Below are 25,664 nucleotides of genomic sequence, written 5' to 3' on the forward strand. Positions count from 1 at the left end.
CGGAGGTACGCACGACACGACCACTAGATTCCACGGGCACGGCCTCCCCAGCCGCGCCCTCGAGGAGACAGCCGATGAACGAAATCACCAACATCTTCAAAACGCAGGCTCCGGCTCCGGTATTCGATCAAATTCGGATCTCGATCGCCTCGCCCGAGGACATCCTCTCCTGGTCTTATGGCGAGATCAAAAAGCCCGAGACGATCAACTACCGCACCTTTAAGCCGGAGCGGGACGGTCTGTTCTGCGCGCGTATTTTCGGGCCGATCAAGGACTATGAGTGCTTGTGCGGCAAGTACAAGCGCATGAAGTACAAGGGCCTGATCTGCGAAAAGTGCGGCGTCGAGGTGACGCTCGCGAAGGTTCGCCGTGAGCGCATGGGCCACATCGAGCTTGCGGCGCCGGTTGCGCACATCTGGTTTTTGAAGTCGCTGCCGTCGCGCATCGGTCTTCTGATGGATATGGCGCTCAAGGATCTCGAGCGCGTCCTCTATTTCGAAAACTACATCGTCATTGAGCCGGGCACGACGCCATTCGCCGAACGCCAGCTGCTGACGGAAGAGCAATACAACCAAGCCGTCGACGAGTACGGCGCCGACACCTTCACCGCCGGCATCGGCGCGGAGGCGATCCGCGAACTGTTGTCCGGTATGGACCTTCCGAAGATCGCGGTCGATCTTCGCCAGGAGATCGCAGAGGCGACGACGGAGCTGAAGCCGAAGAAACTCGGCAAGCGCCTGAAGGTCATCGAAGCCTTCATGGAGAGCGGCAACCGTCCCGAATGGATGATCTTGACCCAGGTTCCGGTCATCCCGCCGGAACTGCGTCCGCTCGTTCCGCTTGATGGCGGCCGCTTCGCGACGTCTGATCTCAACGATCTCTATCGCCGCGTTATCAACCGTAACAACCGCCTGAAGCGGCTGATGGAGCTGCGCGCGCCGGACATCATCATCCGTAACGAAAAGCGCATGCTGCAGGAAGCCGTCGACGCTCTGTTCGACAACGGCCGCCGCGGTCGCGTCATCACCGGCGCCAACAAGCGCCCGCTGAAGTCGCTCGCCGACATGCTGAAGGGCAAGCAGGGCCGCTTCCGTCAGAACTTGCTCGGCAAGCGCGTCGATTACTCCGGCCGTTCGGTCATCGTCGTCGGTCCGGAACTGAAGCTGCATCAGTGCGGCCTGCCGAAGAAGATGGCGCTCGAACTGTTCAAGCCGTTTATCTATGCGCGTCTCCAGACGCTCGGCCAGGCAGCGACCGTGAAGCAGGCGAAGAAGCTCGTCGAGAAGGAGAAGCCCGAGGTCTGGGACGTTCTCGACGAAGTCATTCGCGAGCATCCCGTGATGCTGAACCGCGCCCCGACGCTCCACCGTCTCGGCATTCAGGCGTTCGAGCCACAACTCATCGAGGGTAAGGCGATCCAGCTTCACCCGCTGGTTTGCGCCGCCTTCAACGCTGACTTCGACGGCGACCAGATGGCCGTGCACGTTCCGCTGTCGCTCGAAGCGCAGCTCGAAGCGCGCGTCCTGATGATGTCGACGAACAACATCCTGCATCCTGCCAGCGGCCAGCCGATCATCGTGCCGTCACAGGATATCGTGTTGGGCCTTTACTACCTGACGATGATGCGCGACGGCGAACCCGGCGAAGGCATGATATTGGGTTCGGTCAACGAGGTGCTGCACGCCCTTGAATCGAAATCCGTGTCGCTGCACGCCAAGGTCAAGGGTCGCTATCTCGCGACCAATGCCGAAGGCGAAAAAGTGCTGGAGATCCACGAGACGACGCCTGGCCGCCTTCTGCTTGCCGAGCATCTTCCCCGGATGGCGGGCATGACGTTCGCCATGGCGAACCAGCTGCTGACGAAGAAGAACATCTCCGGCCTGATCGACTTAGTCTATCGTAACTGCGGTCAAAAGGAGACTGTGATCTTCTGCGACCGCATCATGGCGCTCGGCTTCCACCACGCCTTCAAGGCTGGCATCTCGTTCGGCAAGGACGACATGTTGATCCCGGAGACGAAGGAAAAGATCGTCGAGACGACCAACGTCGAAGTCCGCGACTTCGAGCAGCAGTATCAGGACGGCTTGATCACGCAGCTCGAGAAGTACAACAAGGTCGTCGACGCTTGGTCGCGCTGCACCGATCTGATCGCCAAGGAAATGATGGATCGCATCTCGGCGATTCACAAGGACCCGGTTACGGGTCGCGACCGACCGATCAACTCGGTCTACATGATGAGCCACTCGGGTGCCCGCGGTTCGCCGGCGCAGATGAAGCAGCTCGCCGGCATGCGCGGCCTCATGACGAAGCCTTCGGGCGAAATCATCGAGACGCCGATCATCTCGAACTTCAAGGAAGGCCTCTCCGTTCTCGAGTACTTCAACTCGACCCACGGCGCCCGTAAGGGTCTGGCCGACACCGCCTTGAAGACGGCGAACTCGGGCTACCTGACGCGTCGTCTCGTCGACGTCGCGCAGGACGCCATCATTTCCGAGGTCGACTGCGGAACAGACGCCGGCATCAACGTCCAGCCGGTCGTCGACGCCGGTCAGGTTATCGTGTCGCTTGCGGCACGCTCGCTTGGCCGTACCGCTGCCGAAGATATCAAGCACCCGGTGACGGGTGAGGTTCTGGTGGCCAACGGCGAACTCATCGAGGAGCGTCATGCCGATATCCTCGGCAAGGCCGAGATCCAGGAAGTCCGCATTCGCTCGGTGCTGACCTGCGAGACGGTCAACGGCGTGTGCGCCAAGTGCTACGGCCGCGACCTTGCTCGCGGTACGCCGGTCAACATCGGTGAGGCTGTCGGCGTCATCGCCGCCCAGTCGATCGGTGAACCGGGCACGCAGCTGACGATGCGCACGTTCCACATCGGCGGCACGGCGAACTTGGTCGACAGTTCATTCATCGAATCGAACTTCAACGGTACGGTGAAGCTCAGGAACCGCGCGATCGCCAAGGACTCGAAGGGCCAGAACGTGGCGATGAGCCGGATCATGTCAGTCATCATCGTCGATCCGTCCGGTAAGGAACTCGCGACCCACAAGATCAGCTATGGTTCGCGAATCTTCGTCGACGAAGGCGATACCGTGAAGCGCGGCACCAAGATCGCGCAGTGGGATCCCTACACCCGTCCGATCCTGTCGGAAGCCGACGGCTTCGTCGACTTCGAAGACCTCATCGAAGGCTCTTCGGTTCGTGAGCAGACCGATGAAATGAAGGGCACGTCGAACCGGGTCATCATCGACTGGCGCACGTCGCCGAAGGGCTCCGAACTGAAGCCTGCGATTCTGATCAAGGACTCGAAGGGCAAGCCGATCAAGGTCGCGCGCGGCGGTGACGCTCGCTACCTGCTGTCGGTCGAAGCCGTTCTGTCGGTCGATCGCGGTGCCGAAGTGAAGGCGGGCGACGTTCTCGCGCGTATTCCCTCGGCTTCGGCGAAGTCGGGTGACATCACTGGTGGTCTGCCGCGGGTCGCGGAACTTTTCGAAGCTCGCCGTCCAAAGGATCACGCGATCCTCGCGGAGATCTCCGGAACCGTCGAGTTCGGCAAGGACTACAAGAACAAGCAGCGCATCACGATTAAGCCGGATGACGAAACGCAGGAAGCAGTCGAATACCTGATCCCGCGCGGCAAGAGCTTGGCAGTCCAGCCTGGCGATCGCGTCGAGCGTGGCGATTTCGTGTACGACGGCAACCCGGCGCCGCACGACATTCTGGCGATCAAGGGCGTCGAGGAACTCGCGAACTTCCTGATCAACGAGATCCAGGACGTCTACCGTCTGCAGGGCGTGACGATCAACGACAAGCACATCGAGGTGATCGTTCGCCAGATGCTGCAGAAGGTCGAGGTCACGGACGCTGGCGAGACTGAGCTGATCAAGGGCGAGCAACTCGACCGGATCGAGTACGAGGAGATCAACGCTCTGGCCCAGAAGGCCGGCAAGCGTGCGGCTTCCGCGAACCCGGTTCTGCTCGGCATCACCAAGGCTTCGTTGCAGACCCGCTCGTTCATCTCCGCCGCGTCCTTCCAGGAGACGACGCGCGTGCTCACGGATGCTGCCGTCAACGGCAAGTCCGACACGCTCGAAGGCCTCAAGGAGAACGTCATCGTCGGCCGTCTCATCCCGGCCGGCACCGGCAGCATGTTGCGTCAGCTCCGCAAGATTGCGACGCAGCGTGACGATCTCATCGCCAAGGAAAAGGCGAAGACGTCGAACTTGCCGATGCCTGATGGTGTTTCCGGTCCGGCCGCTCGCCGCCGTCGCCGCCCGGCCGAGGAAGCTGCGGAGTAAGCTCCGTTCGCTTTGTCCTAGCCTGAACATTCTGGAAGCGGCCGTCTCCACCTGGAGGCGGCCGCTTCCTCTTTAAGATTCGGTTGCGGCACCCCATTTATTCGCAGCGCACCACGTCACTTTGGAATTATGTCGGGCTGAAAATGCTCTGCGCGTTCGAGCCGACAACAGGTCGCAGGTTCGGTTTGCCTTTTGAACGCGTCTTTAGCGAAAATAATTTCGCAACCCTGTGGCGCGGCTGTTGACCAATATGGCAGGTGTGTATATAGCTCCGCCCACTCTCACGGGTTGGTGGTAGGTCTCTCGGCGCTTTCAGCGCCAATTTTTGACCTAAACGCTCCCGTCCATAAAGCAGAGCATATCGACGGGCCATGATCTGTCACCCTCCGGGCGGCACGATCCTCTGGTTATTTCTTGCTAGGGGCGAACTTCGCGCACCTGGCAAGTTTGCTTGGCGCATTTCCGCTGTCGGGAATGTGTCCCGAAGTCAGGATTGGGCGAATGCCGACGATACAACAGTTGATCCGGAAGCCCCGGGTAAAGCCAGTTTACCGCGAGAAATCGCGTCACATGGAAGCCTGCCCGCAGAAGCGTGGTGTGTGCACCCGTGTTTACACGACGACGCCGAAGAAGCCGAACTCCGCTCTCCGTAAGGTCGCCAAGATCCGGCTGACCAACGGCTTTGAGGTCATCGGCTACATTCCGGGCGAAGGCCATAACCTTCAGGAACACTCCGTGGTCCTGATCCGCGGTGGCCGCGTCAAGGATCTTCCCGGCGTTCGTTATCACATCATCCGTGGCGTCCTTGATACGCAGGGCGTCTCGGCCCGCCGTCAGCGGCGTTCGAAGTATGGTGCTAAGCGGCCGAAGTAATCGGTCTCGTTCGGGCCGGAAGATCCGGCCTGTAAGATTTAAAGAGAATTCGAAGCGAAGGGCCTGTCAGGATGTCTCGTCGTCACGCGGCGCAAAAGCGGGAAGTGATCCCCGATCCGAAGTTCAACGATGTCGTCGTCACCAAGTTCATGAACGCGGTGATGGAGCACGGCAAGAAGTCGGTCGCCGAACGCATGGTCTATGGTGCGTTCGAAAAGATGGAGCAGCGGGGCAAGTCAAACCCGATCGATCTTTTCCGTCAGGCGCTCGATAACGTCATGCCGTCGGTTGAGGTTCGTTCACGCCGCGTCGGCGGTGCCACGTATCAGGTGCCGGTCGAAGTTCGCAACGAGCGCCGCCAAGCCTTGGCGATCCGTTGGCTGATCTCCGCCGCTCGGTCACGCAACGAGTCGACGTTGATCGACAAGCTCTCGGGCGAATTGCTCGACGCCGCGAACAATCGCGGCACCGCAGTTAAGAAGCGCGAAGACACGCACAAAATGGCTGAAGCCAACCGCGCCTTCTCGCACTACCGCTGGTAGGACAAGTTACAAGGATTTCGAGGCAGACATGGCCCGACAGTACCCGATCGAGGACTACCGCAATTTCGGCATCATGGCTCACATTGATGCTGGAAAGACGACGACGACTGAGCGGATCCTCTATTACACCGGCAAGTCCTATAAGATCGGCGAAGTCCACGACGGCGCCGCCACGATGGACTTTATGGATCAGGAAGCCGAGCGCGGCATCACGATTACGTCGGCCGCGACGACCTGTTTCTGGCCGGGCCGCGACGGTAAAATGCGCCGCCTGAACATCATCGACACGCCAGGCCACGTCGACTTCACGATCGAAGTCGAGCGTTCGCTGCGCGTACTTGACGGGGCTGTCTGCGTTCTCGACTCGAACCAGGGCGTCGAGCCGCAGACCGAAACCGTCTGGCGTCAGGGCGACAAGTACAACGTTCCGCGCATCATCTTCTCCAATAAAATGGATAAGACCGGCGCCGACTTCTACATGTGCCTCGCTGACATCAAGGATAAGCTCGGCGCACGCGCCGTGCCGCTGCAGATCCCGATCGGTGCTGAATCGGACTTCCGAGGCGTCGTCGATCTCATCAAGATGAAGGCCATCACCTGGGACGGCGATGGCAAGGATGCCAAGGGCATCGAAGGTGAGATTCCGGCCGATCTCGTCGATAAGGCCAACGAATTTCGCGCCGCCATGGTCGAAGCTGCCGTCGAAATGGACGACGCGGCGCTCGAAGCCTTCCTTGATGGCAAGGAGCCTGACGAAGACACGCTGCGCAAGCTCATCCGCAAGGCGACGGTAACGCGCGCCTTCTATCCGATGATGTGCGGTTCGGCCTTCAAGAACAAAGGCGTTCAGCCGCTTCTCGACGCCGTGGTCGACTTCCTTCCGTCGCCTCTCGAGCGTGAGGCCTACGTTGGCATCGATCCGAAGACCGACAAGGAAATTCTCCGCAGGCCGTCGGATAGCGAGCCGCTGTCGATGATCGCCTTCAAGATCATGAGTTTCGAGCACGTCGGTTCGATCACGTTCTGCCGCATCTACTCGGGCAAGCTCGAGCAGGGCACGGCGCTCGCGAACACGACACGCGACAAGAAAGAGCGCGCCGGCCGCATGTATCTGATGCACGCCGCCGACCGTGAAGAAATCAAGGAAGCCTTCGCTGGCGATATCGTCGCTCTCCAGGGCTTGAAGGATACGCGCACGGGCGAAACGCTCTGCGATCCCCAGAAGCCGGTCATCCTCGAGAAGATGGACTTCCCCGAACCCGTCATCGAAATGAAGGTCGAGCCCAAGACGAAGGCCGATCAGGAAAAGATGGCGATCGCGCTCCACACGTTGGCGCTCGAAGACCCCTCGTTCCGCGTGTCGGTCGATCAGGAATCTGGCCAGACGATTCTGAAAGGCATGGGCGAGCTTCATCTTGATATCAAGGTCGATATCCTGAAGCGCACCTACGGCGTCGAGGCGAACACCGGCGCGCCGCAGGTTGCCTATCGCGAAACGCTCGCACGCCCTGCGGACATCGATTACACGCATAAGAAGCAGACGGGCGGCACGGGTCAGTTCGCGCGCGTTAAGCTGAAGCTCGAGCCGAACGAGACGGGCAAGGGCAACGAGTTCTCGACCTCGATCGTCGGCGGTTCGATTCCGAAGGAATACATTCCGGGCGTCGAAAAGGGCGTCGAGTCGGTCTGGGCCAACGGCGTGCTGATCGGCTTCCCAATGGTCGACATGAAGGTCACGCTTTATGATGGCGCGTTCCACGAGGTTGACTCGTCGGCAATCGCCTTCGAAATCGCGACGCGTGCGGCGATGAAGGAAGGCTGCGAAAAAGGCGGCGTAAAGATCCTTGAGCCGGTGATGGATGTTGAAGTCGTTTCGCCCGGCGATTTCGTCGGCGGAGTCATCGGCGACCTCAACTCGCGGCGCGGGCAGATTCGCGATCAGCAGATGCGCGGCAACGCTACGGTGATCCGCGCATTCGTGCCGCTTGCCAATATGTTTGGCTACGTCAGCCAGCTCCGGTCGATGTCGACCGGGCGTGCGTCGTACACCATGCAGTTCGCACACTACGCAGACGTACCGCGCAACGTGGCTGACGAGGTCAAGGCCAAGTACGCCTGATACGAACTTAGACCCGGCCGGCGAGAGTATACGCCCGTCAGGTTTGAAGAGACGAAGCCTGAAAATGCCCTGACCCGATGGTCACGGGACCTGATAGTAAGACTAAGGAGAGCCAACGATGGCGAAGGCAAAATTCGAGCGGAACAAGCCGCATTGCAACGTCGGTACGATCGGACACGTCGACCACGGCAAAACAACGCTGACCGCAGCGCTGACGAAGGTCTCGCACGACCGTGGCTGGACGTCGACCTCGATCGCTTATGACGAAGTTGCGAAGGCGTCCGAAAGCCAGGGCCGTCGCGACCCGACGAAGATTCTGACGATCGCGACCTCGCACGTCGAATACGCGACGCCGAACCGTCACTACGCACACGTCGACTGCCCAGGCCACGCCGACTACGTAAAGAACATGATCACCGGCGCTGCGCAGATGGACGGCGCAATCCTTGTCGTCTCGGCCGTCGACGGCCCGATGCCGCAGACGCGCGAGCACATCCTTCTTGCCCGCCAGGTTGGCGTGCCGCAGATCGTCGTTTTCTTGAATAAGTGCGACATCGTCGAAGACGAAGAGCTTCTTGATCTCGTCGAGATGGAAGTTCGCGAACTCCTCGTGAAGTACAACTTCCCGGGCGACGACACCCCCGTTATCCGCGGCGCAGCTGTCAAAGCGCTGAATGGCGAAAAGGGCCCGCTCGCTGACGAAGCGATCATTAAGCTCTACGAGGCGATGGACTCGTTCATCCCGATCCCAGAGCGTCCGAAGGACCAGCCGTTCCTGATGCCGATCGAAGACGTGTTCTCGATCTCGGGTCGCGGCACCGTCGTCACGGGCCGTATCGAGCGCGGCGTCATCAAGGTCGGCGAAGAAGTCGAGATCGTCGGTCTTCGCGATACGCAGAAGTCGGTCGTTACCGGCGTCGAAATGTTCCGCAAGCTGCTCGACTCGGGTGAAGCTGGCGACAACGTCGGCTGCCTCCTGCGCGGCATCGACAAGGAAGCCGTCGAGCGTGGCCAGGTGCTCTGCAAGCCGGGCTCCGTCAAGCCGCACAAGAAGTTCGCCGCTGAGGCCTACATCCTGAACAAGGAAGAGGGTGGCCGTCACACGCCGTTCTTCACGAACTATCGTCCGCAGTTCTACTTCCGCACGACCGACGTCACGGGCACCGTTAAGCTCGCCGAAGGCACGGAAATGGTTATGCCGGGCGACAACGTCTCGGTCACCGTCGAACTCGTCCAGCCGATCGCGATGGAAGAGAAGGTCCGCTTCGCCATTCGCGAAGGTGGCCGTACGGTCGGCGCCGGCGTCGTTACGAAGATCCTCGAGTAGGCAGATATTTCAGGGGAAGCGTTCCCAATGGTGCGCTTCCCCAAAACTTTTTGCGAAAAGTGAAAGCACAAAGCCATGCACGGCCAAAACATCCGCATCCGGCTCAAGGCGTTCGATCATCGTATTCTCGATGCATCGACCCGCGAGATCGTGAACACGGCGAAGCGTACCGGCGCTGAAGTTCGCGGTCCCATTCCGCTGCCGACGCGCATCGAACGCTTTACTGTCAACCGTTCGCCGCACATCGACAAGAAGAGCCGCGAGCAGTTCGAAATGCGGACCCACAAGCGTTTGCTCGACATCGTCGATCCGACGCCGCAGACGGTCGACGCTTTGATGAAGCTCGACCTCGCAGCCGGTGTCGACGTCGAGATCAAACTCTAAACAAGAACTTACGGGCCCTCTGGCGGTAACGCGAATGGCCCCAACGATAGGAAGGAATGCAGATGCGTTCCGGAGTGATAGCACAGAAGATCGGTATGACCCGGATCTTCACCGACGCGGGCGAACACGTTCCCGTCACGGTGCTGCGTCTTGAGAACCTCCAGGTTCTCTCGCACCGCACCGAGGAGAAGAACGGCTATACCGCCATCCAGGTCGGCGGCGGCACGAGGAAACCCTCGCGTCTGACGAAGTCCGAGCGTGGCACGTTTGCGAAGGCCGAAGTCGAACCGAAGCGGAAGATCGCAGAGTTTCGTGTCAGTCCTGAGAACCTTATCGATATTGGTGCGGAAATCACCGCCGACCATTTCGTCCCCGGTCAGTTCGTCGACGTGACGGGCACAACCCAGGGTAAGGGCTTCCAGGGCGCCATGAAGCGCTGGAACTTCGGCGGTCTGCGCGCTACCCACGGCGTTTCGGTCACCCACCGTGCTCACGGTTCGACCGGTCAGCGCCAGGATCCGGGCAAGGTCTTCAAAGGTAAGAAGATGGCCGGTCATATGGGCGACGAGCGCGTCACGACGCAGAATCTCGTTGTTGCCAAGATCGACAAGGCGCGCGGCCTCGTCATGGTCCGCGGTGCCGTTCCGGGTTCGAAGGGCGGCTGGGTTGTCGTTCGCGATGCCGTTAAAAAGGCTGCGCACGCTGATGTGCCGAAGCCCGGCGCATTCAAAGCGCGCGAAGAAGTGAAGAAGGAAGGCGCGTGATGAAAGCCGAAGTCACCAGCCTCGAATCCGGCACCGCCGGCGATATCGAGCTTGCCGATGCCATTTTCGGTCTTGAGGTCCGCAACGATCTCATCCACCGCATGGTGCGCTATCAAACGCTGAAGCGTATGGCCGGCACGCATCACGCCCAGGACCGCTCGGAAGTCGCGGTAACGGGTAAGAAGATGTACAAGCAGAAGGGCACGGGCGGCGCTCGTCACGGCGACAAGTCGGCTCCGCAGTTCCGCGGCGGCGGCAAGGCGTTCGGACCGAAGCCCCGCTCTCACGCAATCGACATGCCGAAGAAGGTGCGCGCGCTTGCGCTCCGTCACGCTCTGTCGTCAAAGGCGAAAGCCGGCGAGATCATTGTCATCGACAAGGCGACCTCGACGGAAGGCAAGACTGCTGCGCTGAAAGCTCAGTTCGCCAAGCTTTCGCTCGTGAACGCGCTGATCATCGATGGTGCCGAGCTCGAGCCGACATTTGCACGCGCCGCTCGCAACATTCCGAACATCGACGTGCTCCCGATCCAGGGCATCAACGTCTACGACATTCTTCGTCGTAAGAAGCTGGTGTTGACGCGGGCCGCCGTCGCAGCGCTGGAGGCGCGATTCAAATGACGATCAAGCACTCCGCATACGACGTCATTGTCGCGCCGGTAATTACCGAGAAGGCGACGCTCGCGTCGGAAGCCAATCAGGTGATCTTCAAGGTTAAGCGCGACGCGACGAAACCCGAGATCAAGTCGGCGGTCGAAGGCCTGTTCAAGGTCAAGGTCAAGGCCGTCAACACGATCGTCCGCAAGGGCAAGCTGAGAACGTTCAAGGGTGTCAAAGCCATCCTGAGCGACACGAAGAGGGCCGTCGTTACCCTCGAGGAAGGTCATTCCATCGACGTGACGACAGGGCTCTGAGGATAGATCATGGCGCTTAGGACATATAACCCAACGTCGCCCGGTCGGCGTCACCTGGTTCAGGTTGACCGATCGGCGCTTTGGAAGGGCAAGCCGCTCAAGACGCTCGTCGAGGGCAAGGGCAAAACCGGTGGTCGCAACAGCGATGGCCGCATCACGTCGCGCCACATCGGTGGCGGCGCGAAGCAGGCATACCGCAAGATCGATTTCCGTCGCCGGAAGTTCGATGCGCCTGGTAGCGTCGAGCGTTTGGAGTACGATCCGAACCGGACCGCGTTCATCGCTCTGATCAAGTATCAGGACGGTACGCAGGCATACATCCTGGCTCCGCAGCGTTTGGGCGTCGGCGACTCCGTCGTCGCGGGTCCGAAGGTTGACGTGAAGCCCGGTAACGCCATGCCGCTTTCGGCCATGCCGATCGGCACGATCGTGCACAACGTCGAGATGAAGCCAGGCAAGGGCGGTCAGGTGGCTCGTTCCGCCGGTTCGTTCGTCCAGCTCGTCGGCCGCGACTCCGGTTACGCCGTGCTGAAGCTCAACTCGGGCGAGACACGCAAGGTCAGCGCCGAATGCATGGCGACTGTCGGCGCGGTGTCGAACCCCGATCACATGAATACCGTCACCGGCAAGGCTGGCCGCACACGCTGGCAGGGTCGCCGTCCGACGGTTCGCTCGATCGCGATGAACCCGGTCGATCACCCGAACGGTGGTCGTACGAAGGGCGGCAAGCACTGGGCGACGCCCTGGGGCAAGCCGACCAAGGGCTTCAAGACACGCAAGAACAAGACGACCACGAAATATATCGTACGCTCGCGCCAAAAGGCGAAGAAGTAGCGGCGGGCTGAAGGAGATACGACTTTGACACGTTCAGTATGGAAAGGTCCGTTCGTCGACGGCTACCTCCTCAAGAAGGCGGACAAGTCGCGCGGTTCGGGGCGCAACGAAGTGATCAAGATCTGGAGCCGTCGCTCCACGATCCTGCCGCAGTTCGTCGGCCTGACCTTCGGGGTTCACAACGGGCAGAAGCACATCCCCGTTGCTGTGACCGAAGACATGATCGGCCACAAGTTCGGCGAATTCGCACCGACCCGGATTTTCCACGGGCACGGCGGCGATAAGAAAGCGGTGAAGAGATAATGGGCAAGCCAAGCCACGAGCGGCGCCTCGCCGACACCGAGGCCCAAGCGGTCCTCAAGTCGCTGCGCGTTTCGCCGCAAAAGCTCAACCTTGTTGCGGGCCTGATCCGCGGCAAGAAGGTTGATCAGGCGCTTGCTGAACTCGAATTCAGCGAGAAGCGCATCGCCAGCGATGTCCGCAAGTGCGTGATGAGCGCCGTTGCGAACGCCGAGAACAACCATGCGCTGGACGTCAATGATCTGATCGTCGCCGAAGCCTACGTCGGCAAGAACCTCGTCATGAAGCGCTTCCATGCTCGTGGCCGTGGCCGTGGCGCCTCGATCTTGAAGCCTTTCTCTCAGTTGACCGTCGTCGTCCGTCAGGTCGAAGAGGAAAAGACCGAGAAGAAGAAAGCCGCGAAGAAGCCCGCGTCGAAGACCGCCGCGGCTAAGGAGGCCAAGTAATATGGGTCAAAAAGTTAATCCCGTTGGCCTCCGCCTCGGTATCAACCGGACCTGGGACAGCCGCTGGTTCGCCGCTCGCGGTGAATACGGCCGGTTGCTTCACGAGGACCGCGCCATCCGCGCGCACATCATGAAAGAGCAGCGCGAGGCCGGCATCTCGAAGGTCGTCATCGAGCGCCCGCACAAGAAGTGCCGCGTCACCGTCATGACGGCGCGTCCCGGCATCCTGATCGGTAAGAAGGGTGAGAAGATCGAGCGCTTGCGCTCTGACCTCGCCAAGCTGACGAGCTCGGAAGTTCACCTGAACATCCTCGAGATCAGAAAGCCCGAGATCGACGCTACGCTGATCGCCGAGGGCATTGCTCAGCAGCTTGAGCGCCGCGTTGCGTTCCGCCGTGCGATGAAGCGCGCCGTTCAGTCGGCTCTCCGCCTCGGCGCCGTCGGCATCCGTATCAACGTCGCCGGCCGTTTGGGTGGCGCTGAAATCGCTCGTACCGAGTGGTACCGCGAAGGCCGCGTGCCGCTGCATACGCTCCGCGCCGATATCGATTTCGGTTATGGCGTTGCGCGTACGGCTTACGGCATCATCGGCATCAAGGTTTGGGTATTCAAGGGCGAGATCATCGAGCACGATCCGATGGCCTCCGACAAGAAGCTCACGGAAATGCAAGAGAGCGGCGCACCGCGTCCGCGTCGCGACGATGGCGACCGTCAGGATCGTCGTCCTGGTCGCGGCGGCCGTGGCGGTCGTGGTGGCGGTGGCGGCGGACGTGGCCCAGGTGGCGGAGCAGGCGGCGGTGGTGGCGGCAATGCGCCGGCTGCCTCGGACGCCGGCACGTCGACGCCAGAAGCGTAAGGATCCCAGAGGCACATCATGCTGCAACCGAAACGGACAAAGTTCCGCAAACAATTTAAGGGCCGCATCCACGGCGCCGCCAAGTCGGGCACAACGCTCGCTTACGGCGAAGTGGGCCTGAAGGCCATGGAGCCGGAGCGTCTGTCGGCGCGCCAGATCGAAGCCGCTCGTCGCGCCATCGCTCGTCATACGAAGCGTGCCGGCCGTATGTGGCTGCGCATCTTCCCCGATGTGCCGGTGTCGAAGAAGCCGGCCGAAGTCCGCATGGGCTCCGGCAAGGGTTCGCCCGAGCTTTGGGTGGCGCGCGTCAAGCCCGGCCGTATCATTTTCGAACTTGGCGGTGTGAACCAGCAAGTCGCGAAAGAGGCATTGATCCTTGGCGCCGCGAAGCTGCCGATCAAATGCCGCGTCGTCACGCGAATTGAATAGGGAGTTGAGGAAAAGTCATGGCCGATGATTTCAAGGGCATGTCGATCGATCAGCTCGACGACCAGCTGGTGAAGCTCAAGAAGGAGCAGTTCAATCTGCGCTTTCAGCGGGCTTCCGGTCAGCTTGAGAACACTGCGCGCATCCGGATTGTCCGCCGTGACATCGCGCGCATCAAGACCGCAGCCGTTGCTCGGCGCGGTGGTAGCGTCAAAAAAGGCGCGTAAGGGAGAACGAGACTATGCCGAAGCGCGTGCTGCAGGGAGTCGTGGTGTCCGACAAGAACGACAAAACCATCGTCGTTCAGGTTGAGCGTCGCTACACCCATCCGCTGCTGAAGAAGACCGTGCGTCGTACGAAGAAGTACCACGCGCACGACGAACAGAATTCGTTCAAGGTTGGCGACTTGGTTTCAATCGAAGAAACCCGGCCGATTTCCAAGAACAAACGTTGGATTGCTGTCGCGACTTGAGGCATAAGCCTCGCTTCGCTAAGCGATCGAACGCTTAAGTAGCGCCTTTCGGGCCGTCGGAGAGTTGGGAATTGCCCCAAGACCCCGCGTGCAAGTTGGGCAAATGGTGAGATGCGCTTCGAGACTATGCCTCTTGAAGCCGTGAGAGAAGGAATGACGCGATGATCCAGATGGAGAGCAATCTCGACGTCGCCGACAATTCGGGCGCGCGCCGCGTCCAGTGCATCAAAGTGCTGGGCGGCTCGAAGCGCAAGTATGCGACGGTGGGTGACACCATCGTGGTCTCCGTCAAGGAGGCGATCCCGAAGGGCCGCGTCAAGAAGGGCCAGGTGATGAAAGCCGTCATCGTTCGCGTCGCGAAAGGCATTCGCCGCGCCGACGGTTCGTTGATCCGCTTCGACCGCAACGCCGCGGTGTTGATCAACGCCAACGGCGAGCCTGTCGGCACCCGCATTTTTGGTCCCGTGACGCGTGAGCTTCGCGCCAAGAACCATATGAAGATCGTATCGCTTGCGCCGGAGGTCCTCTGATGTCGGCTTTTAAAATCAAGAAGGGCGACAAGGTCGTCGTCCTCGCCGGCCGCGATAAGGGCAAGAGCGGGGAAGTGATCGAAGTTCGTCCGAAAGAGAACCGCGCCCTCGTTCGTGGCGTCAACATGGTGCGCCGTCACCAGCGCCAGTCGGCGTCTCAGGAAGGCGGCATCATTTCCAAGGAAGGCCCGATCAACCTCTCGAACATCGCGATCGAGGATCCTAAGGACGGCAAGGCGACCCGCGTCGGCTTCAAGATCCTCGCTGACGGCAAAAAGGTCCGCGTCGCGAAACGCTCGGGCGAGCAGATCCCGGAGAAGAACTAAGCCATGGCTAAGGAAGTCAAATCGGCAAAGGCCGGCGCCAAGCCGCAGGGAACCCCCCAGCAGGCCGGCGAGAAGAAGGCAAAGGCTGGCAAGAAGGCCGCCGCGTCGTCTGAGCCGCGCGCACCCGCTGCGCCGCGTCCGGCCGACTATAAGCCGCGTATGAAGTCTCATTACGAGAAGGTCGTTCGCGACGCTCTCAAGGAGAAGTTCGGCTACGCCAACGTCATGCAGATCCCGAAGATCGAAAAGATCGTGATCAACATGGGCGTCGGCGAAGCGGTCAACGACCGTAAGAAAGTCGATACCGCGGCTTCCGATCTCGCGTTGATTGCCGGCCAGAAGCCGGTCGTGACGCGGGCCCGCAAGGCCATCGCGACCTACAAGCTTCGCGAAGGCATGGCGATCGGTGCCAAGGTGACGCTCCGCGGCGACCGGATGTATGAATTCCTCGATCGTTTCGTCACGATCGCGCTGCCGCGCGTCAAGGACTTCCGGGGCTTGAACCCGAAGAGCTTTGACGGCCGTGGCAACTACGCGACCGGCCTCAAGGAGCACCTGGTGTTCCCTGAGATCGACTATGACAAGGTCGACAACGTATTGGGTCTCGACGTGATCGTTTGCACGTCGGCCAAGACCGATGATGAAGCCCGCGAATTGCTCAAGGGCTTTAATTTCCCGTTCCGTAGCTAGAGGACCTCGGCACAAAGCCGAAAGGCCTTTGGAGGAGAAGAAATGGCAAAGACCAGTTCGATCGAAAAGAACAATCGCCGTCGCAAGATGGCAGCAGAGCAGGCCCCGAAGCGGAAGCGCTTGAAGCTTCTGACGAAGGACAAGACGAAGACGCCGGAAGAGCGCTTCGCCGCCCGCCTGAAGCTTGCCGAGATGCCGCGCAACGGCTCGAAGGTTCGCGTCCGCAATCGCTGTGAAATCACCGGCCGCCCGCGCGGCAACTACCGCAAGCTCAGGATGTGCCGCAACCAGCTCCGCGAGCTGGCGAGCCAGGGCCGTATCCCGGGCATGGTCAAGTCGAGCTGGTAAGAGGAAGCATCAATGTCCGTGAATGATCCGTTGGGCGATATGCTCACTCGCATCCGGAACGCCCAGATGCGTCGCCGGCCGAAGGTTGCTACCCCCGCCTCGAACCTGCGCGCACGTGTTCTCGACGTTCTCGCCGAGGAAGGCTACATCCGTGGTTACAGCCGCGTCGAATTGAAGGGTGAACTCCCGCAGTTCGAGATCGAGCTCAAGTATTACAATGGCCAGCCGGCCATTCGTGAGATCGAGCGTATCTCGAAACCCGGTCGCCGCGTCTATTCGCCGGTAAAAGGTATTCCGACGGTCGCCAACGGCCTTGGCGTCGCCATCCTGTCCACGCCGAAGGGTGTCATGTCGGACTCGAAGGCACGCGAAGCCAATGTCGGCGGCGAAGTCATCTGCAACATATTCTAAGGCTGAGGCATCGGCCTCGGCGAAACAAGGTTTGAAGAAGCCATGTCGCGCATCGGTAAGAAACCCGTTCCGGTCCCGTCGAACGTAACGGCGACGATCTCGGGTCAGACCGTCAAGATGAAGGGACCCAAGGGCGAACTCGCCTTTATCGTTCCTGACGCTTTGAAGGTTCAGAAGACGGACGAGGGCATCGACGTCAGCCTGGTCGAGGACAACAAGCCTGCGCGCTCGAAGTGGGGCATGTCGCGGACGCAAATCGCGAACCTCATCAAGGGCGTCACGGACGGCTACAGCCAGGATCTCGAGATCCATGGCGTCGGCTTCAAGGCGTCGATGAAGGGCAAGGATACGCTGACGCTTTCGGTCGGCTACAGCCATGACGTCGTGCTGAAGATTCCGGCGGGCGTCGACGTCAAGGTCGGCGGCGCCAAGCAGGAGCTTCTGAATGTCTCCGGCATTGACAAGCAGGCCGTAGGGCAGATTGCCTCCGTCATCCGCGCTTCCCGCAAGCCCGAGCCCTATCAGGGCAAAGGCATACGCTATAAAGGCGAATACATCCTCCGCAAGGAAGGTAAGAAGAAGTAAGGACCGGCAGCTATGGCCAAGATCAACGACAAGTTTCTGAACCGCCGAGCGCGCGTTCGCCGCAGCCTGAAGAAGAACGTAGCCAATGGTCGGCCGCGGCTCTCCATTCACCGTTCGTCGGAGAACATCTACGCTCAGGTGATCGACGACGCGAAGGGCGTGACGCTCGCCGCCGCTTCGACGCTTGAAAAAGACGTCAAAGGCGCGATCAAGACGGGCGCCGACAAGGCGGCCGCTGCTGCCGTCGGTAAGCTCGTCGCCGAGCGTGCCGTCAAGGCTGGCGTCACCGAGGTCGTCTTCGACCGCGGCGGTTTTCTGTTTCATGGGCGCGTCAAGGCGCTCGCCGATGCCGCCCGCGAGGGCGGACTGAAGTTTTAAGAGATACTCGAGAGGAACTGAAACGTGGCACGTGGACCCCAGAGAGACCGTGGCAGAGATCGCGAGGAACGCGATAGCGAGTTTACCGATAAGCTCGTGCACATCAATCGCGTCGCCAAGGTCGTCAAGGGCGGTAAGCGCTTCGGCTTCGCGGCGCTCGTCGTCGTCGGCGACCTGAAGGGCCGCGTCGGCTTCGGCCACGGCAAGGCTCGCGAAGTTCCTGAGGCGATCCGCAAGGCAACAGAAGGCGCCAAGCGCAATCTTCTTCGCGTTCCGCTTCGCGATGCGCGCACGCTGCATCATGACAGCGTCGGCCGTCACGGATCGGGCAAGGTGATCTTACGCTCGGCTCCGGCCGGTACGGGCATCATCGCCGGTGGCGCCATGCGCGCCGTCTTCGAGATGGTCGGCGTGCACGACATCGTTGCAAAGTCGATGGGCTCGACGAACCCCTATAACGTCGTCCGCGCAACGTTCGATGCGCTCAAGGCGCAGGAAAATCCGCGTGGCGTTGCCGCCCGTCGGAACAAGAAGGTTTCCGACATCGTGTCGCGCCGTCGTGACGGCTCGTCGATTGCCGAAGCCGGCGCCGACGTCTGATAGATAATAATGGAAGCGGTATGGCATTGCCGCCGCTTCACAAAGGGACTTGAGGTTACGATATGGCGACGAAGAAGACGATCACGCTGAAGCAGGTGAAGAGCCCCAATCGGCGCCCTGAGCGGCAGACCGCGACGTTGACCGGCCTCGGTCTCAACAAGCTTGGGCGCGTCTCGACGCTCGAAGATACGCCGGCCGTGCGTGGCATGCTGAAAAAGGTTCAGCACCTCGTGCAGGTCGAAGAAGGGAAATAAGACTATGCGTCTCAACGGCATCAAAGATAATCCGGGCGCCAAGAAGACGCGCGTCCGTATCGGTCGCGGCATCGGCTCCGGCATGGGCAAGATGGGTGGTCGCGGTGGCAAGGGCCAGACGGCCCGTACCGGCGTCGCAATCGGCGGCTTCGAAGGCGGCCAGATGCCATTGCATCGCCGTCTGCCGAAGCGCGGCTTCAACAAGTGGCGTCCGCAGGACTTCAACGAGATCAACGTCGGCTCGCTGCAGCAGGCGATCGAGGACAAGCGCCTCGATGCCTCCAAGCCCGTCGACCTTGCGACGCTCATCGAGGCCGGCATTGTACGCCGTCCGAAGCATGGCCTTCGCCTCCTCGCCGACGGTGAGATCAAGACCAAGATTTCGATCACGGTCAATCATGCGTCCGCGAAAGCCAAGGAAGCCATCGAGAAGGCCGGCGGCAGCATCACGTTGATCGTGCCGAAGGTCCTCGCGGCTGACGAAGAGAAGCGTAAGAAGTCAGAGGCCAAGAAGGCTGCCAAGGCTAAGAAGCCCGGCGCCGCTAAGTCGGAAGAATAATAATCGCACGCGCGACCGGAGCGGGGGAACTGAGCCGGTCGAGCGTCCGCGTCTGGAAAGCGCTGGAAACAGCGTGTTCCGGACCCAAGTTGCGGGATTGCCCGTTGGGCTTCGCCTCAACGGTTAGGAGAAGAGACCAATGGTTTCCGCTGCCGAGCAGCTTGCTTCGAACCTGAACTTCTCAGCCTTTGCGAAGGCGGAGGATCTGAAGCGGCGCCTGTGGTTTACGCTTGGCGCGTTGATCGTCTTCCGCTTGGGCACGTTCATTCCGTTGCCGGGCATCAATCCGGCCGCCTTCGCCGAGACGTTCAAGTCTCAGGCCGGCGGCATCCTCGGCATGTTCAACATGTTCTCGGGCGGAGCGCTGCAGCGCCTCGCCATTTTCTCGTTGAACATCATGCCCTACATCTCTGCGTCGATCATCATGCAGTTGATGAGTTCGATTTCGCCGAAGCTCGAAGCCTTGAAGAAAGAGGGCGAGGCGGGCCGCAAGCAGATCAACCAATATACGCGCTACCTCACCGTCATTCTCGCGGCGCTGCAGGGCTACGGCATCGCCGTCGGCCTTGAAGGCTCGCGCAATGCGGCCGGCGCCGTCGTCATGGATCCGGGTCTGTTCTTCCGCGCCACGACCGTCATCACGCTCGTCGGCGGCACCGTGTTCCTGATGTGGCTCGGCGAGCAAATCACGCAGCGCGGCGTCGGTAACGGCACGTCGTTGATCATCTTCGCTGGCATCGTTGCCGGTCTTCCAGGCGCGCTGGTACAACTTTTCGAGCTGTCACGTACCGGCTCGATCTCGCCCGGCGTTCTCGTGTTCTTCCTGGCGCTCGCTCTTGCGGTCGTCGCGGCCATCGTGTTCTTCGAGCGCGCTCAAAGACGACTGCTCGTTCAATATCCAAAGCGACAAGTCGGCAACAAGATGTTCCAGGGCGAGGCTTCGCACTTGCCGCTGAAGCTCAACTCATCGGGCGTCATCCCGCCGATCTTCGCGTCCTCGCTGCTGTTGCTGCCGATCACGGTCGCGCAGTTCACAGCGGGGCAGGGGCCGGAATGGCTGAACGAGGCTGTCGCGGCGCTCGGTTCGGGCCAGCCGCTTCACATGCTCGTCTATGCGCTGTTGATCCTGTTCTTCGCGTTCTTCTACACCGCGGTCGTGATCAACCCCAAGGAGACCGCCGACAACCTGCGCAAGTACGGTGGCTTCCTGCCCGGCATTCGTCCTGGCGACAAGACGGCCGAGTACATCGACTACGTTCTGACCCGCATCACCGTCGTCGGCGCGCTTTACCTGGCAGCGGTCTGCGTTTTGCCCGAGATCCTGACGTCTTATGCCGGCATTCCGCTCTACTTTGGCGGCACCTCGCTGCTGATCGCGGTCAGCGTCACCATGGATACCGTCGCTCAGGTGCAAAGCCATCTGATCGCCCAGCAATATGAAGGCCTGATCAAGAAGGCCAAGCTTCGTGGGGCGCGTCGATGATTTTGATGCTGCTTGGCCCGCCGGGCGCGGGCAAGGGGACGCAGTCGCAGATCATTTCCGACAAGCTCGGACTGCCCCAGCTATCGACGGGCGATATGCTTCGCGCCGCAGTCAAAGCCGGAACGCAGGTCGGCCTTAAGGCGAAGAAGATCATGGCCGACGGGGGCCTTGTCAGCGACGAGATCGTCATCGGCATCATCGCCGACCGGATTTCAGAGCCGGACTGCGCCAAGGGCTTCATCCTTGACGGCTTTCCACGCACGCTCCCCCAGGCAGACGCGCTTGACGACCTGCTGAAGTCCAAGAGCCGCCACCTCGACTGCGTGATCGAGTTGAAGGTCGACGACACCAAGCTCGTCGAACGGATAGAATGTCGCGCCCGCGAGACGCTGGCGGCCGGCGGAACGGTCCGCGCCGACGATAATGCCGAAGCGTTGAAGACCCGGCTCATCGCCTACTATCGTGAGACGGCCCCGCTGATTGGTTACTATTATGCTCATAAGTTGCTGAAATCAGTCGACGGCATGGCCCCTATCCAGGACGTCAGCCTCCAGATTGGCGCACTGTTGAATCAATTCCAGGATGCTTGACATAGGGAAAAGCACGCATTGACGGAAGAGATGACCCGAGGTAGAACACGCAACTTTTCTAGGGCTCAACTTGATCCGACCAGGGCTTGAAACCCGGGTTTTGCGGTCGTTGCGCCTATTGGCAGTTAAAGCATCGCAAGAGACGGCATCGTTAATTCGCTACGAGATTTAAAGGCAGGAGACTGAAGTGGCCCGCATCGCAGGCGTCAACATTCCGACAGGCAAGCGCGTTGAAATCGCGCTGCGTTATATTCACGGCATTGGCCCGAAATTCTCGAAAGAGATTTGCGAGAAGTGCAGCATCCCGGCGGAGCGTCGGGTCAGCCAGCTCACCGACGCCGAGGTGCTGCAGATTCGCGAAGCGATCGACCGCGATTATACGGTCGAAGGCGATCTTCGCCGCGAAGTTCAGACCAACATCAAGCGTCTGATGGACCTCGGTTGCTATCGCGGCCTCCGTCACCGCAAGGGCCTGCCCGTCCGCGGTCAGCGCACGCACACGAACGCCCGCACCCGCAAGGGCAAGGCCGTTCCGATCGCAGGCAAGAAGAAGGCGACGAAGTAGTTCGTCATCTGGAATTCTGCGCGCCGGTCCCGGTCTCTGGATTTCCGGCGCGCGCAACGTTTTTAGCCTCCTTGAGCGGGGCATGGAGCAACGACGGTAATGGCCAAGGAAGCAGCCGCGCGCGGCAAAGTTAAAAAGCGCGAGAAAAAGAACATCACGTCGGGCGTCGCGCACGTTAACGCGTCGTTCAACAACACGATGATCACGATCACCGACGCGCAGGGTAACACGATCGCTTGGTCGTCGTCGGGCACGAAGGGCTTCAAAGGCTCGCGCAAATCGACGCCGTACGCCGCTCAGATGGCTGCCGAAGATGCCGGCAAGAAGGCCCAGGATCACGGCATGAAAGTGCTCGAGGTCGAAGTTTGCGGTCCGGGATCGGGTCGTGAATCGGCGCTCCGCGCGCTCCAGGCCGTCGGCTTCCAGATCACGTCGATCCGCGACGTGACGCCGATCCCGCACAACGGCTGCCGCCCGCGCAAGCGCCGCCGCGTCTAAGAAGAAATTCCGCACGCGCGCCGCAAGTTCGGCGCGCGGAGACGCATGCACAATCACGGCTATGAGATTCCGCGGCCCGCTCCCCCGTCCGCGCTAAATATACGAGGTTTCTCGTGAACGTTCTCCAGAAGAACTGGCAAGACCTGATCAAGCCGACGAAGCTTGAAATTCAGACCGGCCGCGATCGTTCGCGCATCGCGACTGTCGTCGCCGAACCGCTCGAACGCGGCTTCGGCATGACGCTCGGCAACGCGCTCCGCCGCGTGCTTCTCTCCTCGCTCCAGGGCGCCGCCATCAAGACCGTGCAGATCGACGGTGTTCTGCATGAGTTCTCGTCGGTTCCCGGCGTCCGCGAAGACGTGACGAACATCATCCTGAACATCAAGGAAATTGCGCTCCGCATTCACTCGGAAGGCGTGAAGCGCATGGTCCTGAAGAAGGAAGGCGCCGGCCCCGTCACCGCGGGCGACATCGAAGCGTCGTCGGAAGTCGAAGTCCTGAATCCGGACCACGTGATCTGCCATCTCGATCAGGGTGCCGCGATCCGCATGGAATTCACGGCCGATATGGGCAAGGGCTACGTGGCCTCCGACCGTAATCGTCCGGAAGACGCGCCGATTGGCTTGATCCCGGTCGACAGCCTCTATTCGCCGGTGAAGAAGGTCTCTTACAAGGTCGAGAACACCCGCGAAGGCCAGATCCTCGACTACGATAAGCTGACGATGTCCGTCGAGACCGACGGCTCGATCCGCCCGGAAGATGCTGTCGCGCTCGCCGCTCGCATTCTGCAGGATCAGCTCGCCGTCTTCATCAATTTCGAAGAACCGAAGAAGGCCCAGGAAGAGCAGCGCCATCCGGAGCTGGCTTTCAACGCCGCACTTCTCAAGAAGGTCGACGAGCTCGAGCTTTCGGTGCGTTCTGCGAACTGCCTGAAGAACGACAACATCGTCTACATCGGCGACCTCATCCAGAAGACGGAAGCCGAGATGCTGCGCACGCCGAACTTCGGCCGCAAGTCGCTCAACGAGATCAAGGAAGTCCTTGCCACGATGGGTCTTCATCTCGGTATGGAAGTTCCGAACTGGCCGCCGGACAACATCGACGAACTGGCGAAGCGCTTCGAAGACCAGTATTGAGCTCGCGCCGGCTGTTCCGTTCGCTCGCGCGAACGGGCCAGCTCCGCTCGGGCGGCGCACGCGCCGGGCTTGCAGTCGCAAGCCTAATGGAGACTGCCGGATAGCTCTAAGAGCTTCCGGATCACGACAGGCGAAGGTGAGGCCATAGAACCTCCCGCGCCGAACCGGATGGCAGCAGCCGACGGTCAAAACCAAGCTTGCGGCGTGTGCCGCGAGCCAACAATGCAAGGAAGAAGATACGATGCGACACAAGAAACTCGGCCGCCGTTTCGGCCGCCAGCCGGGCCACCGTCAGGCGATGTTCTCGAACATGGCCGCAGCCCTCATCAAGCACGAGCAGATCATCACCACGCTGCCGAAGGCGAAAGACCTGAAGCGCGTCGTCGACAAGTACATCACCCTCGCGAAGCGCGGCGACCTCAACTCGCGCCGCCTTGCAATCGCCCGTCTCCGCGACGAGGACATGGTCAAGAAGCTCTTCGACATTCTCGGACCGCGCTACAAAGATCGTAACGGCGGTTACACGCGCGTTCTGAAGGCCGGCTTCCGCTACGGCGACGCTTCGCCCCGCGCAGTCATCGAACTCGTCGATCGCGACGAGAGCGCGAAGGGCGCCGAGGACAAGGCCCGCCACGAAGCCATGCTCGCCGAGCAGGCCGCGAACTGATCCCTACTCGCAAGCGCAACTGCTTCTGAGTTGATGCTATGGCCGGGCTTGTCCCGGCCATTTGTATTTCTAACGTCCTCCGTCATGGCCGAGCAGGCGGTCATCCATGCGACGGGCATATACCTCGCGGGCCGAGGTTCCCCCAAAAGGACCACCAAAAGCGAAAACCCCGGCGCCGAGAGAGGCACCGGGGTTTCGCTTTGAGGGCGTTGCGACGAGAGCGTTTGCAGGAGCGGGATTTAATCCTGCAAGCGGTGCACGTCGTGAACGACGATGCCCTCTTCAGCACTTGGCAGCTCCAGCCAGCTTCGTTGCTTCAGGCTCCGCTTGGTGTCCTCGTATCCGCTCTGCCAATGCTCATGCATCGACGTGGCCGAGAACTCGTGATCCTTCGCGTGCCCTTCGTACGACTTCTGCTGATAGATAAGCTGCATGATGGTGAACTGCGGCAGGTTGCTCAGCTCTTCCTTGAGTTTGCGATCTTCGCTGGTCAGATCCGCTTGGGGTATCCGGCACAGCGCGGCGTAGAGTTGGGTTTTTCGCTTATGCAGACGGCGGTAGACGTCGGTGTTGTAGCGCGTGCGGGACGAATACATGATGTCTTTGTGGCGTCCGAGCACGTCGCTCATATCGCGAGGTAATGCGCCTCGCGATGAAAAGAGATCGACTTGGAAAACGAGAGAATTAACTCGGTCTTCCTGTTCGAGAAGGTGCTGCAGCGGCGTGTTCGATACGATGCCGCCGTCCCAATAATAATCCGTGCCGATCTTGACCATTGGGAAAGCCGGCGGCAACGCGCCGCTCGCCATCACATGCTCTGGACCGATTTCTTCGTCGCGATTATCGAAGTAGATGAAGTTTCCGCTAAGCACGTTGACCGCGCCGACCGAGAAGCGCTTCACCCGCTGATTGATCAGCGAAAAATCGACGAGATCGAGCAGCGTCTCCCTGAGCGGAGAACAATCGTAGAAGCTCGTTGAGGTCGCGGCGCCTGCCGGGCTCATCCAAGCGTTCGTCTTATGCGGTTCGAAAAAGCCGGGCTGACCATGCGTCATGGTCATCATAGCGCTTGTCATGTTGCGCATCTGGCGGAAAATATCACCGTCCGGAGTATAGGCCCAGACGCGGCGGTCCGTGATACGACGCCAGAATTCTCTGAGTTTTTCCGTGCGCTGACCGGGCTTGTTGCCCGCGATGATCGCCGCGTTGATGCCGCCGATCGAAACGCCGGTGACCCAGTCGGGCTCTACCCCGGCTTCGGAAAGCGCTTGATAAACACCGGCTTGATATGCGCCGAGAGCGCCGCCGCCCTGAAAGATGAGAGCGACGCGGCCGCAGCCGCGCGGGCGCCACGCATGTTCCTCACCGGCCTGCCTCGAAAAATCGGGCACGGTAGCCCTGTCGGCGACTTTCGCGTCCATCGGCACGCTCCCTGAGGCAATTACGCGAACTCTAAGGCGAGCGGTATTGCACGCGTATGACGGACGCCGGAT

At 60.7% G+C, this 25,664-nt stretch carries 33 protein-coding genes; 32 read left to right on the plus strand and 1 reads right to left on the minus strand.

From position 1 onward, the window contains the following. The first annotated feature begins 74 nt into the window (after window positions 1-74). From rpoC to rplQ, 32 genes are all read left to right on the plus strand, one after another. Window positions 75-4,295 (plus strand): DNA-directed RNA polymerase subunit beta', encoded by a 4,221-nt coding sequence (rpoC, locus tag WC811_RS15485; RefSeq protein ID WP_372646221.1) that lies wholly within the window; start codon window positions 75-77, stop codon window positions 4,293-4,295. A gap of 501 nt (window positions 4,296-4,796) precedes the next feature. Next, complete coding sequence (gene rpsL, locus WC811_RS15490; protein ID WP_045835873.1) at window positions 4,797-5,168, plus strand: 30S ribosomal protein S12; 372 nt, start codon at window positions 4,797-4,799, stop codon at window positions 5,166-5,168. 71 nt (window positions 5,169-5,239) lie between these two features. Continuing rightward, window positions 5,240-5,710 (plus strand): 30S ribosomal protein S7, encoded by a 471-nt coding sequence (gene rpsG / locus WC811_RS15495; protein ID WP_372646222.1) that lies wholly within the window; start codon window positions 5,240-5,242, stop codon window positions 5,708-5,710. A 28-nt stretch (window positions 5,711-5,738) separates the two neighbouring features. Further along, window positions 5,739-7,829, plus strand: coding sequence for an elongation factor G (fusA, locus tag WC811_RS15500; protein WP_372646223.1), 2,091 nt, complete (start codon window positions 5,739-5,741; stop codon window positions 7,827-7,829). Between the two features lie 118 nt (window positions 7,830-7,947). Next, entirely contained in the window at window positions 7,948-9,156 is a 1,209-nt protein-coding gene (gene tuf / locus WC811_RS15505) for an elongation factor Tu (protein ID WP_372646224.1), read from the plus strand. Between the two features lie 75 nt (window positions 9,157-9,231). Beyond that, a complete protein-coding gene (gene rpsJ / locus WC811_RS15510) occupies window positions 9,232-9,540 on the plus strand; it encodes a 30S ribosomal protein S10 (protein ID WP_013215045.1) in 309 nt (102 codons plus the stop codon). A gap of 62 nt (window positions 9,541-9,602) precedes the next feature. Further along, window positions 9,603-10,304, plus strand: a complete 702-nt coding sequence (rplC, locus tag WC811_RS15515) for a 50S ribosomal protein L3 (protein WP_372646225.1) — start codon at window positions 9,603-9,605, stop codon at window positions 10,302-10,304. After that, a complete protein-coding gene (rplD, locus tag WC811_RS15520) occupies window positions 10,304-10,924 on the plus strand; it encodes a 50S ribosomal protein L4 (protein ID WP_372646226.1) in 621 nt (206 codons plus the stop codon). Before rplC ends, rplD begins: the two co-directional genes overlap by 1 nt. Next, on the plus strand, window positions 10,921-11,217 hold the full coding sequence (locus WC811_RS15525; RefSeq protein ID WP_372646227.1) for a 50S ribosomal protein L23: 297 nt from the start codon (window positions 10,921-10,923) through the stop codon (window positions 11,215-11,217). The genes rplD and WC811_RS15525 overlap by 4 nt, the downstream gene beginning before the upstream one ends. Before the next feature lie 9 nt (window positions 11,218-11,226). Further along, window positions 11,227-12,051, plus strand: coding sequence for a 50S ribosomal protein L2 (rplB, locus tag WC811_RS15530; protein WP_372646228.1), 825 nt, complete (start codon window positions 11,227-11,229; stop codon window positions 12,049-12,051). Between the two features lie 24 nt (window positions 12,052-12,075). Next, window positions 12,076-12,354, plus strand: a complete 279-nt coding sequence (gene rpsS, locus WC811_RS15535; protein ID WP_372646229.1) for a 30S ribosomal protein S19 — start codon at window positions 12,076-12,078, stop codon at window positions 12,352-12,354. After that, on the plus strand, window positions 12,354-12,797 hold the full coding sequence (gene rplV / locus WC811_RS15540; protein WP_372646230.1) for a 50S ribosomal protein L22: 444 nt from the start codon (window positions 12,354-12,356) through the stop codon (window positions 12,795-12,797). Before rpsS ends, rplV begins: the two co-directional genes overlap by 1 nt. 1 nt (window position 12,798) lies before the next feature. Beyond that, entirely contained in the window at window positions 12,799-13,653 is an 855-nt protein-coding gene (gene rpsC, locus WC811_RS15545) for a 30S ribosomal protein S3 (RefSeq protein ID WP_372646231.1), read from the plus strand. A gap of 18 nt (window positions 13,654-13,671) precedes the next feature. Continuing rightward, a complete protein-coding gene (gene rplP / locus WC811_RS15550; protein ID WP_045835883.1) occupies window positions 13,672-14,082 on the plus strand; it encodes a 50S ribosomal protein L16 in 411 nt (136 codons plus the stop codon). 17 nt (window positions 14,083-14,099) lie between these two features. Beyond that, entirely contained in the window at window positions 14,100-14,306 is a 207-nt protein-coding gene (gene rpmC, locus WC811_RS15555; RefSeq protein ID WP_372646232.1) for a 50S ribosomal protein L29, read from the plus strand. Between the two features lie 14 nt (window positions 14,307-14,320). Then, entirely contained in the window at window positions 14,321-14,551 is a 231-nt protein-coding gene (gene rpsQ / locus WC811_RS15560) for a 30S ribosomal protein S17 (RefSeq protein ID WP_372646233.1), read from the plus strand. Between the two features lie 161 nt (window positions 14,552-14,712). Next, window positions 14,713-15,081 (plus strand): 50S ribosomal protein L14, encoded by a 369-nt coding sequence (gene rplN, locus WC811_RS15565; protein ID WP_013215056.1) that lies wholly within the window; start codon window positions 14,713-14,715, stop codon window positions 15,079-15,081. Next, window positions 15,081-15,407 (plus strand): 50S ribosomal protein L24, encoded by a 327-nt coding sequence (gene rplX, locus WC811_RS15570; protein ID WP_372646234.1) that lies wholly within the window; start codon window positions 15,081-15,083, stop codon window positions 15,405-15,407. Before rplN ends, rplX begins: the two co-directional genes overlap by 1 nt. Window positions 15,408-15,410: 3 nt before the next feature. After that, the gene (gene rplE, locus WC811_RS15575) at window positions 15,411-16,097 is read left to right on the plus strand and encodes a 50S ribosomal protein L5 (RefSeq protein ID WP_372646235.1); all 687 of its coding nucleotides are present in this window, start codon (window positions 15,411-15,413) and stop codon (window positions 16,095-16,097) included. Between the two features lie 42 nt (window positions 16,098-16,139). Further along, on the plus strand, window positions 16,140-16,445 hold the full coding sequence (gene rpsN, locus WC811_RS15580; RefSeq protein ID WP_372646236.1) for a 30S ribosomal protein S14: 306 nt from the start codon (window positions 16,140-16,142) through the stop codon (window positions 16,443-16,445). 12 nt (window positions 16,446-16,457) lie between these two features. Further along, window positions 16,458-16,856, plus strand: a complete 399-nt coding sequence (rpsH, locus tag WC811_RS15585) for a 30S ribosomal protein S8 (RefSeq protein WP_372646237.1) — start codon at window positions 16,458-16,460, stop codon at window positions 16,854-16,856. Between the two features lie 42 nt (window positions 16,857-16,898). Then, window positions 16,899-17,441, plus strand: a complete 543-nt coding sequence (rplF, locus tag WC811_RS15590; RefSeq protein WP_372646238.1) for a 50S ribosomal protein L6 — start codon at window positions 16,899-16,901, stop codon at window positions 17,439-17,441. 12 nt (window positions 17,442-17,453) lie between these two features. Next, complete coding sequence (gene rplR / locus WC811_RS15595; protein ID WP_372646239.1) at window positions 17,454-17,819, plus strand: 50S ribosomal protein L18; 366 nt, start codon at window positions 17,454-17,456, stop codon at window positions 17,817-17,819. Between the two features lie 24 nt (window positions 17,820-17,843). Further along, window positions 17,844-18,419 carry a 30S ribosomal protein S5 gene (gene rpsE, locus WC811_RS15600; RefSeq protein WP_372646240.1) on the plus strand — a complete coding sequence of 192 codons (576 nt, stop codon included), beginning with the start codon at window positions 17,844-17,846 and terminating at the stop codon, window positions 18,417-18,419. A 62-nt stretch (window positions 18,420-18,481) separates the two neighbouring features. After that, complete coding sequence (gene rpmD, locus WC811_RS15605; protein WP_372646241.1) at window positions 18,482-18,673, plus strand: 50S ribosomal protein L30; 192 nt, start codon at window positions 18,482-18,484, stop codon at window positions 18,671-18,673. Between the two features lie 4 nt (window positions 18,674-18,677). Next, window positions 18,678-19,232 (plus strand): 50S ribosomal protein L15, encoded by a 555-nt coding sequence (gene rplO, locus WC811_RS15610; protein WP_372646242.1) that lies wholly within the window; start codon window positions 18,678-18,680, stop codon window positions 19,230-19,232. Between the two features lie 139 nt (window positions 19,233-19,371). Then, window positions 19,372-20,715, plus strand: a complete 1,344-nt coding sequence (gene secY, locus WC811_RS15615) for a preprotein translocase subunit SecY (RefSeq protein ID WP_372646243.1) — start codon at window positions 19,372-19,374, stop codon at window positions 20,713-20,715. After that, on the plus strand, window positions 20,712-21,305 hold the full coding sequence (locus tag WC811_RS15620; RefSeq protein WP_372646244.1) for an adenylate kinase: 594 nt from the start codon (window positions 20,712-20,714) through the stop codon (window positions 21,303-21,305). Before secY ends, WC811_RS15620 begins: the two co-directional genes overlap by 4 nt. Window positions 21,306-21,492: 187 nt before the next feature. Continuing rightward, window positions 21,493-21,870 carry a 30S ribosomal protein S13 gene (gene rpsM, locus WC811_RS15625; RefSeq protein WP_372646245.1) on the plus strand — a complete coding sequence of 126 codons (378 nt, stop codon included), beginning with the start codon at window positions 21,493-21,495 and terminating at the stop codon, window positions 21,868-21,870. 99 nt (window positions 21,871-21,969) lie between these two features. Then, window positions 21,970-22,368, plus strand: a complete 399-nt coding sequence (gene rpsK, locus WC811_RS15630; RefSeq protein WP_372646246.1) for a 30S ribosomal protein S11 — start codon at window positions 21,970-21,972, stop codon at window positions 22,366-22,368. A gap of 113 nt (window positions 22,369-22,481) precedes the next feature. Next, window positions 22,482-23,504 carry a DNA-directed RNA polymerase subunit alpha gene (locus WC811_RS15635; protein ID WP_372646247.1) on the plus strand — a complete coding sequence of 341 codons (1,023 nt, stop codon included), beginning with the start codon at window positions 22,482-22,484 and terminating at the stop codon, window positions 23,502-23,504. A 241-nt stretch (window positions 23,505-23,745) separates the two neighbouring features. Continuing rightward, the gene (rplQ, locus tag WC811_RS15640; protein WP_372646248.1) at window positions 23,746-24,171 is read left to right on the plus strand and encodes a 50S ribosomal protein L17; all 426 of its coding nucleotides are present in this window, start codon (window positions 23,746-23,748) and stop codon (window positions 24,169-24,171) included. A 239-nt stretch (window positions 24,172-24,410) separates the two neighbouring features. Here the strand turns inward: rplQ and WC811_RS15645 are convergent, their stop codons facing one another. Next, window positions 24,411-25,592 carry a patatin-like phospholipase family protein gene (locus WC811_RS15645; RefSeq protein ID WP_372646249.1) on the minus strand — a complete coding sequence of 394 codons (1,182 nt, stop codon included), beginning with the start codon at window positions 25,590-25,592 and terminating at the stop codon, window positions 24,411-24,413. Window positions 25,593-25,664 lie beyond the last annotated feature (72 nt).

It is taken from the genome of Hyphomicrobium sp., from assembly GCF_041659645.1.
In the GTDB taxonomy this organism is placed as follows: Bacteria; Pseudomonadota; Alphaproteobacteria; order Rhizobiales; family Hyphomicrobiaceae; genus Hyphomicrobium_B.